The sequence below is a fragment of the Sandaracinobacter sp. genome (assembly GCF_041909755.1).
Classification (GTDB): Bacteria; Pseudomonadota; Alphaproteobacteria; order Sphingomonadales; family Sphingomonadaceae; genus Sandaracinobacteroides.
Window position 1 is genome coordinate 1 of the sequence record NZ_JAYRCW010000081.1, and the last position, 11674, is coordinate 11674.

Annotated in this window: 14 protein-coding genes; 9 read left to right on the top strand and 5 right to left on the bottom strand. The window is 65.5% G+C overall.

Annotated features, from left to right (window positions below; translation table 11 throughout):
• Positions 1-1420: recombinase family protein (locus ACE3O8_RS10625; RefSeq protein ID WP_374389537.1), on the bottom strand; the 1420-nt coding region annotated here is incomplete at its 3' end.
• Between the two features lie 184 nt (positions 1421-1604).
• Here ACE3O8_RS10625 and ACE3O8_RS10630 point away from each other — a divergent pair.
• The 3 genes from ACE3O8_RS10630 (at position 1605) to ACE3O8_RS10640 (ending at position 3756) form a co-directional block, all read left to right on the top strand.
• Entirely contained in the window at positions 1605-1970 is a 366-nt protein-coding gene (locus ACE3O8_RS10630) for a hypothetical protein (protein WP_374389539.1), read from the top strand.
• A 413-nt stretch (positions 1971-2383) separates the two neighbouring features.
• Complete coding sequence (locus ACE3O8_RS10635; protein ID WP_374389541.1) at positions 2384-2878, top strand: GAF domain-containing protein; 495 nt, start codon at positions 2384-2386, stop codon at positions 2876-2878.
• Positions 2879-2952: 74 nt separating this feature from the next.
• Complete coding sequence (locus tag ACE3O8_RS10640) at positions 2953-3756, top strand: enoyl-CoA hydratase/isomerase family protein (protein WP_374389543.1); 804 nt, start codon at positions 2953-2955, stop codon at positions 3754-3756.
• Here ACE3O8_RS10640 and ACE3O8_RS10645 read toward each other — a convergent pair.
• Both ACE3O8_RS10645 and ACE3O8_RS10650 read right to left on the bottom strand, forming a co-directional pair.
• Positions 3753-4301, bottom strand: a complete 549-nt coding sequence (locus ACE3O8_RS10645) for a hypothetical protein (RefSeq protein WP_374389545.1) — start codon at positions 4299-4301, stop codon at positions 3753-3755. The two genes, ACE3O8_RS10640 and ACE3O8_RS10645, sit on opposite strands and share 4 nt — an antisense overlap.
• A 99-nt stretch (positions 4302-4400) precedes the next feature.
• Positions 4401-5525, bottom strand: a complete 1125-nt coding sequence (locus ACE3O8_RS10650; protein WP_374389547.1) for a hypothetical protein — start codon at positions 5523-5525, stop codon at positions 4401-4403.
• 138 nt (positions 5526-5663) lie between these two features.
• Between ACE3O8_RS10650 and ACE3O8_RS10655 the strand changes: the two genes are divergently transcribed.
• The gene (locus tag ACE3O8_RS10655) at positions 5664-6179 is read left to right on the top strand and encodes a DUF1269 domain-containing protein (RefSeq protein ID WP_374389549.1); all 516 of its coding nucleotides are present in this window, start codon (positions 5664-5666) and stop codon (positions 6177-6179) included.
• Positions 6180-6210: 31 nt separating this feature from the next.
• On the opposite strand, the gene ACE3O8_RS10660 is transcribed toward ACE3O8_RS10655, so the two are convergent.
• Entirely contained in the window at positions 6211-8439 is a 2229-nt protein-coding gene (locus ACE3O8_RS10660) for a DPP IV N-terminal domain-containing protein (RefSeq protein ID WP_374389551.1), read from the bottom strand.
• A 194-nt stretch (positions 8440-8633) separates the two neighbouring features.
• Here ACE3O8_RS10660 and ACE3O8_RS10665 point away from each other — a divergent pair, with 194 nt between their 5' ends.
• The 5 genes from ACE3O8_RS10665 to ACE3O8_RS10685 all read left to right on the top strand — a co-directional run bounded on the left by ACE3O8_RS10665 (position 8634) and on the right by ACE3O8_RS10685 (position 11296).
• Positions 8634-8957, top strand: a complete 324-nt coding sequence (locus tag ACE3O8_RS10665; RefSeq protein WP_374389553.1) for a hypothetical protein — start codon at positions 8634-8636, stop codon at positions 8955-8957.
• Entirely contained in the window at positions 8954-9241 is a 288-nt protein-coding gene (locus ACE3O8_RS10670) for a type II toxin-antitoxin system RelE/ParE family toxin (protein ID WP_374389555.1), read from the top strand. The genes ACE3O8_RS10665 and ACE3O8_RS10670 overlap by 4 nt, the downstream gene beginning before the upstream one ends.
• 39 nt (positions 9242-9280) lie before the next feature.
• Positions 9281-9712, top strand: coding sequence for a hypothetical protein (locus ACE3O8_RS10675; RefSeq protein WP_374389557.1), 432 nt, complete (start codon positions 9281-9283; stop codon positions 9710-9712).
• A gap of 163 nt (positions 9713-9875) precedes the next feature.
• Positions 9876-10628: a sterol desaturase family protein gene (locus ACE3O8_RS10680; protein WP_374389559.1), complete on the top strand. Its 753-nt coding sequence runs from the start codon at positions 9876-9878 to the stop codon at positions 10626-10628.
• A complete protein-coding gene (locus tag ACE3O8_RS10685) occupies positions 10625-11296 on the top strand; it encodes an isoprenylcysteine carboxylmethyltransferase family protein (protein WP_374389561.1) in 672 nt (223 codons plus the stop codon). The genes ACE3O8_RS10680 and ACE3O8_RS10685 overlap by 4 nt, the downstream gene beginning before the upstream one ends.
• Positions 11297-11317: 21 nt before the next feature.
• Here ACE3O8_RS10685 and ACE3O8_RS10690 read toward each other — a convergent pair.
• A partial coding sequence (locus ACE3O8_RS10690) for a DUF2189 domain-containing protein (protein WP_374389563.1) occupies positions 11318-11674 on the bottom strand: 357 nt, incomplete at its 5' end.

Consider the following 11674-nt stretch of genomic DNA (forward strand, 5'->3'; position numbering starts at 1 on the left):
CATCAAGCACGAGCCCATTGTCTTCAGACATGCTCACTTCGGCACTCAAGCGGTCAATCCGAGGGAACAGGTAATAGTCGAACGGGCGGCGGTTGGCGGTGTCCATGCGCACAGCCACGGTGATATCTGGTTGCAACCCTGTGTCGAACCTTAGCCGCCATCTGACATTGCCGCCGCTGGTACGCCGGGCCCGGACGATGACAACCGACACTGTGAATTCATCATTGATGGTGAGCAGGTCAGGCCCACCCCGTGAGACGTGGGCACCTGCCGCCTCGAACCCCGCCAACACCCCGTCGACAACTTCGGGGTATAGGCGCCGAAGTGCACGGTTGATCTCGATGAACCGATAGTCCCGAAGCGGGCTGTAGCCCACCAGGCTGTAGGCGCGCAGCAGGCTGCCGAACCTGGACCGATAACTGCTGCTCGAGGGAAGCTCGTCTGCTTCGTCAATGATAATGCCAGAGAGCGAACCCTGATGCCGGAAAAGCTGGCCAAGCTGCTCCAGCATCTCTTCATCCGACAAGCGAACGGCGCGTTCCCGAATGATCGCCTGCGCGGCCTCGAATAGGCCAGCATCAACAATACCGGAGAAGGCTTGGTTGGACCGGATCCACATCGAAGGATCATTGCGGACGCGCCTGCGCTTCAGCTTGCACGAGCTGCGGTTCCAGACGTTGTTGCCGATGTACTTCTCGTTGATGAGGATCTGATGAACTGTTCCACGGGTCCAGGATCGGCCGAGATCGGTCGGGATACGACGGGCATTCAAGATGTCGGCAATTTCGCGTTCGGTCCTGCGATCGGTGACAAAACTCCGATAGATTTCCCGGACGACGGCAATCTCTGCATCCGGGCCGGGCGCCAGAACAACCCGGTCCGTTTGAATGCTCTTCTGCTCGCCATGCTGGAGCTCGCCCTTGATGGCGCCGTTCTGGTCCACCAGAACCCGTCGCAAGCCAAAACCGGCGGGGCCACCCTGTCGATACCCAAGCTCGATCAGCCGGCATTGCCCGGCGAAGACCTTGGTAGATAGCTCCCGGCTGTATTCACCAGCCATCGCCCGCTTGACGCCCTTGACGATGGTCGAGATCGGGCTGCCGTCATTCTCGAACTGCTCCGCGCAATAGTGAACCGCTATGCCCGCCCGTCGGCAAACATACTCATAGTAGGCGCTCTCATCGGCGTCCTGGAACCGGCCCCAACGGCTGACGTCATAGACCAGAATTGCTTGGAAATCCGTGGCGCCTGACATGACGTCATCGATGAGTTTCTTGAGAGCGTCGCGGCCATCGATGCTGAGGCCGCTCTTGCCCTGATCAGCATAGGTCCTGACAATCTCGAACCCGCGGGATGCTGCATAACTGCGAATGGCTTCCGCCTGGTTCTCAGTTGAATAACGCTGGTGGTCGGTCGACATGCGAACGTACTCGGCCGCTCGAACCGCCAAAGGTTTCAGACCCGAATCCCTTTCCCAAGTCTGCAAATCACCATGCCCCTTTGTGAAGCCGCCAAACGGCCGTCACGACGACACCCTCTTTAAGTCCAAAGCTCTGAGTCGGACGTCCCATCGTGACGAACCATAGGGGTGAAGGGAGCGGAAGATGTTGCCGAAAAAGGGCAAGAAGTTGCACCCGAGCACAGCAGACCTGGCTCTCGCTAAGCTTCTGGCTGATGCTTTGCGAGACGACCTGGGGCCAACCCATCAGGCTGCGAAGACTGCAATGCGATGGACAGGCGCGAGCGAACGGAGTGTCAAGCACTGGATGGCAGCCAGTTACGCGCCCTCAGCTGCTCACCTGGTTGCGCTGATGAGACATTCAGACGGCGTGCTGGGTTGCCTTCTGCAGGCGTCCGGTCGGCAGAACGCGATGCTGGCCATGGAACTGGGAGCCATGCGCTTCAAGTTATTAAAGATTGTCGCCATGTTGGACGTGCTGCTCTCGGGGGCCTCTGATGAGGCCAGCTGAGAGATGCGTGGTCCGCCCGGTCTCATCATCCGCGCCGCGCCGGCCTTCAGCTTCCCCTGAACTTCGCGGCTGCGTTCCCTGATACTGCCGAACAGGTTCCCTGTTACGCGCGACAGAATTCCCTGTTCCTGTTTGACTGGGACATCGGATGAAACCGCGCAATATCATTCACTTACCTGTGACTTAGGGCCGCGCAAGGGGCGAGAAATGCGAAATTTCCCTGTTTTCAAGGCAATAACAGGGAATATCTGGGAAGAGACCGGTTCGCGGCAGACTGCTTCCACCGCCAGTTGTTCGCGCTCGCGGGCGAAGCCCTCCGCGGGGGCGCCGCACAGGCGGCGGCGCGCAGTCGCGCTTGCGAACCCTTGCGGGTTCGAACATGACGCCCCCTGCCCCCTTCTGGAATCCGCAACATGTATCACGCCCCCGACCTCGCCGCCCTGTCCGGCCCCGCCTTTCATGCAGAGCTGCAAGCCCAGCTCTCCGCGCTCATCGCCGGTGAACGCAACGCGCTGGCGAACGCCGCCAACTGTGCGGCCCTAATCTTCGATCAGATGCCCGATCTGAACTGGGCGGGCTTCTACTATCTGGAACCCGAAAGCGGCGATCTCGTCGTCGGCCCCTTCCAGGGCAAACCCGCCTGCGCCCGGATCGCGCCCGGCAAGGGCGTGTGCGGCGCGGCCGTCGTGCGCGGGGAATCCCTGCTGGTGCCGGATGTCCATGCCTTTCCCGGCCACATCGCCTGCGATGCCGCCTCCCGCTCGGAACTGGTCGTCCCGCTCCGCCGCGACGGCCACATCATCGGCGTCCTCGATCTGGACAGCCCCACCCCCAACCGCTTCACCGCCGAGGACCAGGCCGGCATGGAGCGGCTGATGGCGGTGCTGATGGCCGCCGGCCAAAGCTGACAGCCTCTCCCCTTCGCGGGGTTTCAAGACGAGCGGCCCGGCCTATCCCTCAACCCGCAGAGGGAGACCGATCCATGACCGCCGACCTGACCGAGGGCCCGATCCTCACCCGCCGCGAAGGCGATATCCTGTTCGTCACGCTGAACCGGCCCGAAAGCCTGAACGCGATGGACAATGCGCTGGTGAACGGCCTGCGCGACCTGTTCACGGGGCTCTACTGGCGGCGGGACGTGCGCGTCGTGGTCCTCACCGGGGCCGGCCGCGCCTTCTGCGCCGGGCTGGATCTCAGGAACTGGAACACGGGCGAATCGCGCAGCAGCACGGGCGAGGGGCTGGATGGCCAGCGCCGGATCGCGGAAATCGTGATCGCCATGCGCCGCTGCCCGCAGCCGATCATCGCCCTGGTGAACGGCCCGGCCTCCGGCGGCGGATTTGCCGTCGCGCTCGCCTCTGATGTCCGCATCCTGACGCCCACGGCGAAGATGAACGCCGCCTTCATCCGCATCGGCCTGTCCGCGTGCGACATCGGGGTGTCCTATTTCCTGCCCCGCATGGTCGGTTCGTCGGTCGCGGCCGAATATATGCTGACAGGCCGCTTCTTCACGCCGGACCGCGCGCAACAACTGGGCCTCGCCTCAGCCGTGGTGGATCCGGGCGATCTCGCCGCTGAGGGCCGCGCGCTGGCAGAGGAAATGCTTCACGCCAGCCCGCTGGGCCTGCGCCTCACCAAGGATGCGCTGAACCATTCGATCGACGCGGGCGGGCTGGAAGCCGTGATCGCCATGGAAGACAGGAACCAGGTGCTGACCGCGCGCGACGAGAATTTCGCGGAAGGCGTCGCCGCCTTCCTGGAAAAGCGCAAACCCAGCTATCGCTAGAGCCCCAGCGCTTCCTTCGCGTCCTCCTTGTCCCGCTCGCGCAGGGCAAGGCCGGTCAGGAAGGCGGCATCCGCGATCAGTTCCAGCCCCAGCACCACGCCCAGGAACCCGGCGGACACATCCGCCCAGTTGAACAGGGTGATCAGCCCCAGCACCACGGAAATCACGCCGGAACCCAGCAGCAACAGGAAATAGCGGGATTTGCGATAGCCCGGCACGCTCAGCAGCTTCGCAAGCCCGCCGCCGATCAGCAGCAGCGCGAACAGGAAGGGCAGCCCCACCGGCCCCACTGCGCGCGGGTCGCCGAACTTCAGGCTCAGCCCGGCATAGACCAGGAACACACCCACCAGCCCCGGCAGGATCATCGTCAGCGGCCGCACCCGTTTGCGCAGCAGCACCCCCAGCAGATAGATGGCGCCCGCCCCCACCAGCAGCCAGGGGATGATCCCGGCGACAAGGGTGGTGATCGAAACCGGGTTGAACGTCACGTAAAGCCCGATGGCGGCCAGCACGCCCGCCATCACCGTCCTGATCTGCCAGTTCATTGCGCGGTGCCCTCTTGCTGTTTCGGCCCATCGTAGGCCGAAGCCGCCGGGGCGCAAGCCGGTTGCGGCCCGCGCCCCGAACGGATCAGGCCGGCAGGGTCAAGCCGCCCAGCGCAGGATCGCGGCGACGGGGCTGTCCGTCGGCAGATCGGCTGCCCGCACTGCCATCACCCGCGCGCCGGATTGCAGCGCCCGCCGCGCCACCTCGTCCACCACGCCATAGGCGGCGGCGTCGTTGGCGTCCGCGAAGGTCACGGCGCCGGTCTCATCGTCCACGAAGCCCGGCACGATCCGGTCGATATCCACCAGCAACGTCTGCACCGCGCCCTGGGTCGCGGCGCGCGCGGCCTGGTCGATATCGGCCGTTGCGCGGCCGCTGCCCTTGCGATCCGCGAATTCGGCCTTCAGCGCTGCCACTTCCTCCGCATGCAGCCGGTCCAGCAGGCGCCGGGCTTCTTCGGAAATCCCGCTGTCGCTCAGCGATTCCGGCGTCTTGTCGATGCCGAAGGGCGCGAGGTGCGGATAGCTGGAAACGCTGCGATAGATGGCGCCGATCGCCGTGTCGGCCGCCAGGAACAGCGGCACATGCTTGCCCGCCAGATAGGGCCGCAGCGCCCGGTCCACGATCCGGCAGAACTGCACCAGCCGCGCCCGCTGCCCGGCGGCAGTGTCGCTGCGGCGGCTTTCGGTGCCGACGCCCAGCGACGAAACGCCCAGCGCGTCGGTTGCGCTTCTGGGCAGGCCGTGCAGCTTCACCTCGGTCGCCGGCTGTTCCGCCGTCAGCTGCAGCAGCCGCACATGGCCCAACGACAGCGCCAGCACATAGGCCCCCTGCCCGAAGGTCACGGCCCGCAGCAGCGGCTTCAGGTGGAAGCGATCCGCCACGTCGAAGGCGCGGGTCAGCGCGTTGGGCACGCGATAGGTCCGCACCATGTCCGGCGTGGCATAGACGGCAAGGCTGTTCGCCTGGAACCGCCAGAAATCATCATCCTCCACCAGCTCGGCCAGCTGGTCGCCGATCGCTTCGCGATCGCGCTTCGCCACGCCGGATGCCTCCAGCTGGGCCAGCGCCTCGTGCGCCAGATTCTTCAGATCGATGCGGTCGCCGGAAATCTCCCCGGCAACGGGCGTCGTCGGCAGGAAGATGGAGACGCTCGCCGGATGCCGCGCCTCCGCCAGCGCGCGAAGATCGGTCTCGGTCGGGATGTCGACATGCAGCAGCATCGGGAAGCTCCTTCGGGGTTGGTCTTGTTATGATCCCTATCTGGCCGGGCCAGGCACCGGACGCCTTGCGCTATATCATGGTTCCGCAACAGGATTGCGCCACAGGGGTTCAAACCCCCCGAAACAGGAGCAGGCGACATGGGACAATTGGTGGTTCTGGGCTTCGACGGCATGACTGCCGCAGACGAGGTGCTGAACAAGGTGCGCGGCCTGAAGGCCGAACATCTGATCGATCTGGAAGACGCCGTCGTCGTGGAGCGCGATGCGGACGGCAAGGTGCACATCAAGCAGGCGCTGAACCTCACCGCGCTGGGCGCCACCTCGGGCGGGCTTTCGGGCGCCTTCTGGGGGGCGCTCGTCGGGCTGCTGTTCCTGAACCCGCTGGCGGGCATGGCGATCGGCGCGGCAACGGGCGTGGGGGCGGGCGCGCTATCGGGCAGCCTGATGGATTATGGCGTGAACGACGAGTTCGTGAAGAAGCTGTCGGACACGATCCCCAACAACTCGTCCGCGCTGTTCGTGCTGGTGCGGGAAGTGACGATGGACAAGGTGGTGGAGGCGATCCAGCCGTGGAACCCGCGCGTCCTCAACACGTCGCTGTCGAACGAACAGGAAGCGAAGCTGGTGGAAGCCCTAAAGGCGCACAGCGCCTGACATCAGAGGCTTCCGGCGAAGCGAAGGGCCGTCAGCGGCCCTTCGCCTTCACCTCGCGGTCCAGGAACGTCAGGATCGTCCGCCACAGATGCTGTTGCAGGGCGGGATCGCGGATTGCATGGGTCTGGCCGGGATAGACCATGGTTTCGAACGGCCGGCCCGCCTTCTGATAGGCGGCCATTACCCGGGCGGAATGGTCGAACACCACATTGTCGTCGGCAAGGCCGTGGATGATCAGCAGCGGATCGGCCAGCGCGGCTGCATCCCTTGTCACGTCGCCCGCCTCATAGGGGGCGGGATCCGTGGCCGGATTGCCAAGGTAGCGCTCGGTATAATGGGTGTCATACAGCCGCCAGTCCGTCACCGGGGCGCCTGAAACGCCTGCCGCGAAGGCGCCTGGATGCTTCGTCAGCAGCCGCTGCACCATATAGCCGCCATAGGACCAGCCATAGATCGCCACCCGGCCGGGATCGATCCCCGGCTGCGCCTTCAGCCAGCCGAGCGCAGCCATCTGGTCGTCCACTTCCGGGAAGCCGAGCCTCAGATGGATCGGCGCTTCGAAGGCGGTGCCGCGATCGGGGGTGCCCCGCCCTTCCACCTGAAAGACCGCCCAGCCCTGTTGCAGCAGATACTGGTGCAGCATCGTGCCAAAGGCATGGCGCACGCGCCGCACGCCGGGGCCGGCATAGATTTCGAAGAACACGGGCGCCCGCTCGCCGGGCTTCAGGCCGGGCGGCATCGTCAGGGCATAATGGATGTCCGTCTTGCCGTCGGCGGCCTTCAGCGTGCCGTAGCGGGGCGCGGCATGGGCCGAAAGGCTGGCGGCATAGGGGAAATCGGCCCGGCTCACCTGCCGGCGGATCTCCAGCGGCCCGCCGGCGGTGGTGGCCAGGACGACAGTGGCGGGTTGCGCCGGGGTCGAGCCCGTCAGCAGCAGGGCCGAGCCGCTCTTGTCCGCGACGCTCTCCGTCCAGCCGCCCGGCGCCGTCAGCCGCGCCACCGCGCCGCCGGTCAGGCGCGTGCGATACAGCGCCTTTTCCATCGGCGTTTCGCGGAAGCCGGTGAACAGGATGGTGCCCGCCGCTTCGTCCACCGCCAGCAGTTCATCGACCGGCCATTGCCCGCTGGTGACGGGCGAAAGCGTCGTGCCGTCCCACAGATAGAGATGGCGGAAGCCGCTTCGTTCCGAGGCCCAGAGGAAACGCTTGCCGTCTGCCAGCGGCTTCAGGCTGTCGTGCAGGTTGATCCAGGTGGCGGATGTTTCCGTCAGCAGCACGCGGGATTTGCCGGTGGCGGCCTCCACAAGCAGCAGGTCCAGCCGCTTCTGATCGCGGGTCTGGCGCTGGACGATCAGCTGATCCGGGTTCAGCCAGTTGACGCGGGCCAGATAGATGTCGCGGTCCGGGCCCAGATCCACCTGCACCGGCGCATCGCCCGAAATACTGTGGATTTCCAAGGAAACCAGTGCGTTGGGCGTTCCGGCGAAGGGATATCGCTGTTCGGTCACCTGGGTTCCGCTGGATCCGATGGCGGCCCGCACGGCCACCTTCACCGGGGTTTCATCCACACGGGCCACGGCGATGCGGCGGTCATCCGGCGCCCACCATTGGCCCGTCATCCGGCCCATTTCCTCCTGCGCCACGAATTCCGCGACGCCATAGCTGACAAGGCCGCCGCCGCCCGTCGTCAGCGCCTGTTCGCGGCCCGTCACCGGATCGACGACGAACAGGTTCTGATCGCGGACGAAACTGGCCCGGCTGCCCTTCGGGCTCAGCTTCGCGTCGATCTCCGTCGCGTCGGTGTCGGTCAGCCGCTTTGGTGCGCCGGCCAGCGGCGCCATCCAGATATCGCCGTCCAGCGGCACCAGCAGCGCCCGCCCGTCCGGCGACCAGTGATAGTCCACGATGCCGCGCACCGATGCCAGCCGCGCACGCTCGCGGCGCATCAGCTCCGCTTCGGACAGGTTCGCCGGCCCGCCGGACAGGGCGAGGCTGTCCACCGCCATGCGGCGGGCGCCGGACGATACCTCCTCCACCCACAGGTCATAGCGGAGCTGGTCGTCGGCGCGGGGCTGCAGCCAGGCGATGTGGCGGCCATCGGGTGCGATGGTCAGCGCCCGCGGCGGGGTGCCAAGGAGGGGCGGATTGGCGAACAGCCGGTCCAGCGAAAGGGGCTGGGCGGGTTGCGCCAGCGCCGGTCCGGCGGGAACCGCGGCAACCAGGAGCATCGGGAGAAGCGCGGACAGGAACGGTCTTTTCATGTTCGCCGCGTGGCCCGATCCACGCCCGAGTTCAAGTCTTTCCCGACAATATTGGTTACCGCGGCTGATGTTCATGCGGCGCTGCAGCATTATGTGGTTAATTGCACCTGCGCCGCCGTTGACTTTGCGAGTCGCTTGCTCACATTGTGAGCCAAGGGGTTCGGACCATGGGCAATTTGCCGCTGCCAGAACATTTGATCGGTTGGGCCGAACAGCAGGTCGATTGCGGCCGGGCTGTCAATGTTCATGCCTATCTGGCTCAGCTGGTTGCGGAAGACCGGATCCGGACGGATCGGCTGCGGCTGCGCCGCAAGGCCATCCAGGAAGCCCGCGCATCCGGCGTATCGATGGAAGCGCCCGATGGCCTGCTGGAAAGGCTGCTGACCGACATGCCGCGGCCGGGCCGGGACCGCATCCGCGATGCGATCCGCGAAGGGCGGGCGAGCGGCGCCTCCTATGCGTCCCTCGATGGGATCCTGTCCCGTGCGCTGCAGATGCGGCAGCCGCGTGCCGCATGAATGTGCTGAAGCTCACGATCCGGGCGGAAAAGGATCTTTCCGAGATTTTCGCCCATGTGGCGCATGAATTCCGCTTCTTCGGCGAAGATGCGGCGCGCAGCTATTGCGAGGGGCTGAAGGAAGCGCTGGAACAGCTGGCGCGCTTTCCGATGAACGGCCGGGCGGAAACCCAGATCGACGAGCGGACCCGCAGCCTGCCCTTCCGCAAGCACATGATCTATTACGAGCTCGACGGTGACGGGATCGTTGTGCTGCGGATCCTGCCCGAGGCTGTTTCCGCCTGACCGATCTTCCGCTAGGCGTTGCCGGGATGGAGGCAATGCATGAGCAATGACGGCGTTCGGGCGCTTGAGGTGGTGTCGGCGGATTTCCTGGGTTTTTCCCGGGTTCTGGAAAAGGTGATCAAGACGGAACTGGAAAGCTTCCAGGGGCTTTCCGGCCAATTTGGGCTGTTCGACGATGTGGATGGCGTGCAGGCGCGGCTGCAGCGGCTGACGGCGCATATCCTGTCTGCGCTGGAAACCCTGCGCGACAACGGGTTCGAGGACAGCGCCCTTTGGGCGACGTCGCGCCAGCTGGACCTGCTGGACAGCCTGCTTGAGCAGCTGGACCGCTATGTGGCGGTCGCCGACCTGCGCGGCGCGACGCTGACATCGGGCGACCTGCTGAAGAAGCTGCAGGGCTGGATCAAGACCCTGCGCGAATGGCTGACGGGCGTGCGCAAGCAGCTGGCGGCCATCGCCGGCGAAGCCTGACCCGGCCCCGGCGGGGCTACAATCCTTCACCTTCGGGCCGTGAATGCCCTTACGGCCGATGTCGATTGATATTGCCGTGTTGGTTGAAGGATGTTAACCAACCCACAAGAACAAAAGAAAAAGGGCTGGGTTGCTTCACATGGACTGGCGGCAAATTCTCGTCTTGCTGCTGATTTTCATTCCGCTGGAACGGCTGCTGCCGAACCGGCCGGAACAGGGAATCTTCCGTCGCCACTGGGTGACCGACAGCGTCTATCTGCTGGCGAACGGCCTGCTGATCCGTTTCCTGTTCCTGGGCCTTCTGGCGCTGGCGCTGGCGGTGATCGACCGCACGGTTCCCGATACGCTGCAGGCGCAGGTGGGCGGGTTGCCGATCTGGGTTCAGCTGCCGATCGCCATCCTGATCGCGGACCTGGGCTTTTATGTGCACCACCGGCTGTTCCACAGCGTGCCCTTCCTGTGGCGGTTCCACGCCATTCATCATTCGATCGAGGATCTGGACTGGCTGGCGGCGCACCGGGTGCATCCGGTTGACCAGCTGGCCAGCAGCTCGCTTTCGCTGCTGCCGCTGTTCGCGCTGGGCTTTTCGACGGACGTGATCGCGCTGCATGCGCTGATCTATTTCGTGCATTCCCATCTGCTGCACGCCAACACGCGGCTGCGGCTGGGGCCGCTGGAGTGGCTGGTCGCCTCCCCCCATTTTCACCATTGGCACCATGCCGCCGAACATGCGGCGTTTGACCGGAATTTCGGCGGCCAGACGCTGATCTGGGACCGGCTGTTCGGAACGCTTCGGCTGCCGGCGCCGTTTCCGGCCCGCTACGGCACCAGCGATCCGGTGCCGCCCGATTATATCCGCCAGCTGGCCTGGCCGTTCCTGGGGCTGTTTTCGCGAAAGGGGTATCCGGCGAGATGAACGCGCGTACTGAAGACCTTATCGGCAAGTCGCTTCTGCTGCTCAGCTTTGGCTGGGTGCTGCTGGGCAAGATCCTGGGCTTGAGGACGCTGCTGTCCCAGCCGGATCGGCCCGATGGGCTGGTTGTGGACCTGATCAACCAGTCGCTGAGCCTGTTGTTCGTGGCGATGGTGATTTCGCTGACGATCCGGCGGCTGCCGCCGCGCACCGCCGCATCCGGCTGGGAGCCGCGGGCGGTGGCGATTGCGGGCACCTTCACGCTGATCCTGCTGCTGTGGGTGCCCAATGGCGCGCCGGGATCGCTGGTGCTTTCGGTTTCGAACCTGCTGATGATCGCCGGGATCGCCGGTTCGCTGTGGAGCCTGCATTTCCTGGGCCGCAGCTTTGCCGTGATGGCCGCCGCGCGGGAGCTGGTGACGGGCGGGCCCTATGGCCTGGTGCGGCATCCGCTGTACCTGTTCGAGGGGCTGGTGACGGTGGGGATGATCCTGGCACACTGGAACCCCTGGGCCGTGATGGTGGGGGCCGTGCATTTCGGCTTCCAGTTCCGCCGGATGCAGCATGAGGAGCGGGTGCTGCGCGCGGCCTTCCCCGATTATGACGGCTATGCCGCCCGGGTGCCGATGATCCTGCCCTGGCTGAAGCCGGCTGCCTCTGCCGCGGCCTGAGCCGCAGGCGCCCGCCAATCGCTAGCCGAGGCCGGATGGAGTGACTGCCCTGCGGTAGAGGTGCCAGGTGGCGTGGCCGAGCAGCGGCAGGATCAGCAGCAGGCCCAGGAACATCGGCAGCATGGCGAGGAACAGCAGCGTTGCGACCAGCAGCGCCCATGTGATCATCACGGCCGTGTTCGAGCGGACGACGCCCAGGCTGACGATGATGGCGGTGATGAAATCCACCCGCCGGTCCACCAGCATCGGCAGGCTGACGACGGTGATCGCGAAGAAGGCGAGCGCCAGCAGCGCGCCGGCGGCGCTGCCGACGAGGAGCATGGCGAGGCCGGGGCCGTGCAGGAACAGCTGGGGCGTGGCGGCGCCGACGCTGGCGTT

Bases quoted from the DNA above. Each gene is read 5' to 3' on its own strand.
- ACE3O8_RS10630 (WP_374389539.1), top strand. From the start codon at position 1,605: ATGTTGCCGAAAAAGGGCAAGAAGTTGCACCCGAGCACAGCAGACCTG.
- ACE3O8_RS10635 (WP_374389541.1), top strand. From the start codon at position 2,384: ATGTATCACGCCCCCGACCTCGCCGCCCTGTCCGGCCCCGCCTTTCAT.
- ACE3O8_RS10640 (WP_374389543.1), top strand. From the start codon at position 2,953: ATGACCGCCGACCTGACCGAGGGCCCGATCCTCACCCGCCGCGAAGGC.
- ACE3O8_RS10645 (WP_374389545.1), bottom strand. From the start codon at position 4,301: ATGAACTGGCAGATCAGGACGGTGATGGCGGGCGTGCTGGCCGCCATC.
- ACE3O8_RS10650 (WP_374389547.1), bottom strand. From the start codon at position 5,525: ATGCTGCTGCATGTCGACATCCCGACCGAGACCGATCTTCGCGCGCTG.
- ACE3O8_RS10655 (WP_374389549.1), top strand. From the start codon at position 5,664: ATGGGACAATTGGTGGTTCTGGGCTTCGACGGCATGACTGCCGCAGAC.
- ACE3O8_RS10660 (WP_374389551.1), bottom strand. From the start codon at position 8,439: ATGAAAAGACCGTTCCTGTCCGCGCTTCTCCCGATGCTCCTGGTTGCC.
- ACE3O8_RS10670 (WP_374389555.1), top strand. From the start codon at position 8,954: ATGAATGTGCTGAAGCTCACGATCCGGGCGGAAAAGGATCTTTCCGAG.
- ACE3O8_RS10675 (WP_374389557.1), top strand. From the start codon at position 9,281: ATGAGCAATGACGGCGTTCGGGCGCTTGAGGTGGTGTCGGCGGATTTC.
- ACE3O8_RS10685 (WP_374389561.1), top strand. From the start codon at position 10,625: ATGAACGCGCGTACTGAAGACCTTATCGGCAAGTCGCTTCTGCTGCTC.